The organism is Pengzhenrongella sp., from assembly GCF_036565025.1.
Lineage (GTDB): Bacteria > Actinomycetota > Actinomycetes > Actinomycetales > Cellulomonadaceae > Pengzhenrongella.
Genome location: NZ_DATCNW010000234.1, coordinates 1 through 4,704, shown reverse-complemented (window position 1 = coordinate 4,704; position 4,704 = coordinate 1). Strand labels below are relative to the sequence as shown.

The following is a 4,704-nucleotide window of genomic DNA, read 5'->3' as shown; positions in this document are numbered from 1 at the left end:
GCGGAACTGGCGGGAGGCTTCGATCATTCCCGCAGCGCACCATCGCATCGCCATGCGTCCGTCCTGCCAGTGCTTGACGTTCTTGGCGTGCTCACGGCAGATCGAGATCATCGATTCGATCGCATTCGTGCTGCGAAAGGTCCTGGCGAGCGTCGGTGGCAGGTCCAACGCGAGGACGGTGAGGGTCTCGGTCAGGCCCTCGCGCAGGCTGGCCGCCGCGGACGGGTGGGTCTTGTCCAGGTCCCGGGCCAACGCGTTGAGCTGCGCCTGGGCGTCCAGCACGGAGCCGGCCCGGTAGGCGGCCCGCATCCGCTGCTCGGCGGGGCCCCGCAGCCGCTCGGGGAGGTGGTCTCTGACGTTGCGGATCTTGTGCAGCTGGCACCGCGCCATGACCGGGTGGTCGAACACGTCGACGACGGCCCGGTGCAGCGCTTTGGACCCGTCCAGGACCGCGAGGATCGGTTTGGTGACGTCCAGGCCCCGCTCGCGCAGCCCGACGCACAGCTCGGTGACCAGGGTCGCGTTCTCCGTCGAGCCCTCCACCAGCGACAACGGGTGCTTGACGCCGTCGATGTCGATCCCGAGGGCGACCACGCAGCATGATTCGGCGAAGTGGACGCCGTCGACCATGAACGCGACCAGGTCCAGCCCGGACAGGTCCGCGGCGAGCAGGTCACCCAGGGCGGTCTCCGTCATCTTCACGAACCGCCGCGAGACCGCGGACCTCGAGGTCGCCGTCGCGGCCTTCGTGACGCTCTGCCCGACCGGTTCCAGGCCGACCGCATAGCGGCGGGTCGACAGGCCCGACAGCATCCGTTCCATCGCCATCCGCCCCAGGACCTCGGTGGAGGAGAACAGCTCATACGCCGGCACCGCCAGTTCCCCGGAGCCGTCCACAGCGCGGACCCGCGGCCGGGTCACCGCGACCCGGCGCCCGCCCAGGGTCACCGACCCGGCCCCGGTGCCGTGCCGGACCGCGACCCGCTCGGCGTCGTGGCGCCCGCGAGGGCCGGTCAGCGCCGTCACGTCGGCTTCCATCAACGCGCTCATGACCTGCAGGCCGGCGCCGACCGCCAACGCGAGCAGGCCCTCGCGCATGTCGTCGGCGACGTCAGCCATCACGACGCTCACCCGGTCCGGCACGACCAGCTCGAGCGCGTCACCAGCGCCAGGCTTCTTCCTCTGGTACTCCTTGGTCACGGTGGTCCCCTTCCTCGTGGTGCTCTTGGCGGAACACCCGAGACCTACCACTCGGCAAGTCTCAGGTGGGGGACCGCCACCTCAAGTTCCACGAGACCCGGGACAACCTCTGCTCGACTAGCGCAAGGGTGTAGTCGTCCGACGCTGCCCAACAGGCCCAGTAGTCCGGACCGCCGAATATCCCTCCAGGGGCTTCCGATATTTCCACCCATCCGCGTGGTGCAGATACTCCAAAACGAAGTGTCTCCACTCGTTCGACATCGGGCGGGGCGGTAGTCCCGGCATATTGCAACGACGAAATGAAGGCATGGTCCGTGAGTGCCTCTAAAAAGTTCCACACCTCCGTATCGTAGGCAGCGAGGTCGGGTCCTGCTCGGTCAAAGAGGATCCTGAACTCGCGGGGAGCGGTCCCGGAGAACAATTGCGGCTGTACCGGATGGTTGAAGCTCCGCATGTAACTCATGCACGAAGGATAGCGACGACCGTCTCCCAGTAGTGGCGGGCGCGCCCGTCGCAGCTCTGGCATGAGCGGTCAGGCCCTCGACGCCCGGCAGAACGGTGTCGTCGTCGCGCTTAGTTGGCGCTAAGCGGTCCCGCCGAGACGTCACTCAGTTGTCGCTTCACGTCGTGGCTACTGACGACTCAGGACATCAGTTGTGCAAAACTCAGACACGCCGTCGATGTCCAGGGTCTATGCGTCCCGGTGTTGCTCGAACCACGGCTCGCCGTCGAAATCGCGGTCCTCGCTCGACATCGCAACAGTCACGAGCGTCGGCTCGGGTAGCTCATCGGGGACGAACTTCGCGTCCTCGGGGTGGTGGAAGAGCCACTCGCTCGCGTTCATGACCGTGTGGTAGTTGAAGAACTTCTCCAGCTTCGTGGTACCGAGCTGAGTCATGTCAGCCCGACCCTCGTGGACCTCCTCAACCGGAATCTCCTGGTCGATGAGTGGCTGCGGGTCGCTCATGAGGAGTCCGAGCTTGCGAGTTAGCGGGAAGGTGATGCCCCAGGCGGTCAGGTAGCCAACGCCGAACCAGTGCTCGTCCTCGGGGTTGCGGACGAGGCCAACTGGCGCGTCCGAAGTAATGAGCGAGCGTTGGTCGAAGCGGACGAGCGACCATGGTCGTCCGACGATGTACTTGACGAGTTCCTCCGCGGTTTCGATCATCTGTTTGATGTGCTCGGCCTTGGGGCGCTCGATTGGCGGCCCTTCGGGGCGCGTCGCCTGTTTCCAGAGTGTCTCGACACGTTCGTCGGTGACCTCGCCGCCCTGCCGCTCAAGAACTTGCCGGAGTCCCGACTTACCGCCGACCCCGACTTGGAGGCGGAGCATCTGGCGGGCGATGTGGTCAATCGATCGACGCTGTGCCGGCACCCTGGTCACCTGGAGCGCGACGAAGTACCCGAGCGACATGCGGTCGTCGAAGGACAGCGGCCAGGTCCCGCCGATGATGGCCTTGAAGATTGCCGCCGTGATGCCCTCGATCTGGGAGAGGGCCCTCTCGATGACGTCATCGCCGTCCTCATGTCCCACGACCGCGTAGAAGTTCTTGGCGACAGAGGCGTCGCTCACCGACTGGGTGAAGCGCTGGTCGCCGGGAAGTCGCACTGTCTCAATTCGATCCTTCTCCGCGAACCCTTGCAAGTAGAACCGCGGCACCGTGTGGTGTCGCTTTGCGAAGGGTCGAGTCGTTGCTCCCATGCTCCAAGTGTCCTGCGCACCGCCGACAACGGGGTCTGTACCGTCATGCCACCCGGCCGGGCGCCGGTAGCGCTGCCATCACGCTCGCCGAGCTTCAGCCGCTCAGCATCACGACGACCCGTGTCATCCTGACCGGCATGAACGAAGGACTCCCGACCGCCGTAGCCGAACTTGCCGAGTGGTCAGGCTGGAAGCCGTTCGACACCGTGACGGTGCGCTCGGCGCCGACGACGCCGGGGGTGTACCTGTTCAAGCAGGAGTCCGCGCTGGTATACGTCGGCCGGGCTGGAGAGCGCGGCGGCAAAGGCCTTCGCGGCCGCCTTACCATCTACGTCTCCGGACGAGCACCACATAGCGGACTTGGAAACCTCGCATTCGAGCGAGCGCTACAGGACTCGGACTGGCTTAGGAGTCGACTCGCGGAACTGGAAGCCGGCAACTGCCGCACCGTGCAGGAGTGGAGCGTGCTCGCCGTGCAACGAGCGCAGCTCGACATCTGCTGGTCCTCAAGTTTGGCCGCCGACGACGCTGTGGCACTTGAGCGCGCAGTGCTCGACGCGCTGCGGGACGAAGCTCTCTGGAACCGTCTCCGCTGAGCCTTGGCCGGCTAGGGCATGTCTCCTAAGGCCGTTTGGCGCTCGTTGGCATGCTGTCCGGGTGAGTCGCTACGCAGTGTTGTCAGATGAGCAGTGGGCCCGGATCGAGTCGTTGCTGCCGTCGTCGGTTGGGAAGCAGTCGCGCCCGTTCCGCAACCATCGTCAGGTGGTGGAGGGGATCATCTACCGGTATCGGACCGGGATCCCGTGGCGGGATCTGCCGCGGGAGCAGTTCGGGCCGTGGCAGACCGTGTGGAAGCGGCACCGCCGGTTCGCCGGTGACGGGACCTGGGATCGGGTCCTTGGTGCACTGCTGACGCAGGCCGACAAGGCCGGGGAGCTCGACTGGACCGTCTCGGTGGACTCCACGATCAACCGGGCACACCAACACGCGACGAACACCAAGCGCCCTGAGAACGCCACAGGGGGCACGGTCGAATCACAAGAATCCCACTCGCCCTCCGAGTGAACCTGCAGGTCACGGGATCGGACGCTCCCGTGGTGGGCTGTCGACGAAGATCCACCACGCGGTCGACGGGCGCGGGCGGCCACTCGCGGTAGTCGTCGGCCCCGGGCAGGGACACGATGGAAAGATGCTCCCGACTCTGCTCGAGGAGATCCGGGTCGCGCGCCACGGCCCCGGCCGGCCAAGGACCAGGCCCTCGAAGGTCCTGGGCGACAAGGCGTACTCCTCGCGGGCGATCCGCACTCTGCTGCGCAAGCGCGGGATCGTCTCGGTCATCCCCGAGCCACGCGACCAACGGGCCAACCGAGCCCGTCGCGGCTCGCGAGGCGGGCGACCGGTGGCCTACGACCTGCAGGCCTACAAGGGCCGCAACGTCGTCGAACGCTCCTTCGCCCGCCTCAAACAATGGCGCGGCCTGGCCACCCGCTTCGACAAGCTCGCCATCGTCTACCGGGCAGCGGCCCTCCTGGCCGCGGTCATCACCTGGCTACAGGATTAGGAGACATGCCCTAGTCGCACTCGGGGTCGCCCACGCCCAACCCCTCGCAGAAGGCGTCGTGCGAATCCTGCTCGGCCTGTGCCTCATCCATCGCCCCGGCCCCCCCATACGAGGGCGTTGACACAAAAGCCGGTCGGGAACGATCGGAACCGAGCGCAGCGATCCAGCGTCGGCATGCCGGCGGCCCGACCCAGGAGCAGTCCGTGCTGAGCAACGCGGCAACACACAGCTCAGGGCTGAT

At 66.5% G+C, this 4,704-nt stretch carries 4 protein-coding genes; 2 read left to right on the top strand and 2 right to left on the bottom strand.

The features are described from left to right. Both VIM26_RS13900 and VIM26_RS13895 read right to left on the bottom strand, forming a co-directional pair. Positions 1 to 1,200: IS256 family transposase (locus VIM26_RS13900; RefSeq protein ID WP_331952155.1), on the bottom strand; the 1,200-nt coding region annotated here is incomplete at its 3' end. Between the two features lie 691 nt (positions 1,201 to 1,891). After that, the gene (locus VIM26_RS13895; protein WP_331952153.1) at positions 1,892 to 2,902 is read right to left on the bottom strand and encodes a DUF4238 domain-containing protein; all 1,011 of its coding nucleotides are present in this window, start codon (positions 2,900 to 2,902) and stop codon (positions 1,892 to 1,894) included. 137 nt (positions 2,903 to 3,039) lie between these two features. Between VIM26_RS13895 and VIM26_RS13890 the strand changes: the two genes are divergently transcribed. Next, positions 3,040 to 3,498, top strand: coding sequence for a hypothetical protein (locus VIM26_RS13890; RefSeq protein WP_331952151.1), 459 nt, complete (start codon positions 3,040 to 3,042; stop codon positions 3,496 to 3,498). Positions 3,499 to 3,559: 61 nt separating this feature from the next. After that, positions 3,560 to 4,463 (top strand): IS5 family transposase gene (locus tag VIM26_RS13885; RefSeq protein WP_331952149.1). Its coding sequence is split into 2 segments (ribosomal slippage): positions 3,560 to 3,916 and positions 3,918 to 4,463, totalling 903 coding nucleotides; the frame shifts between segments, so codons are not numbered across the junction. Positions 4,464 to 4,704 lie beyond the last annotated feature (241 nt).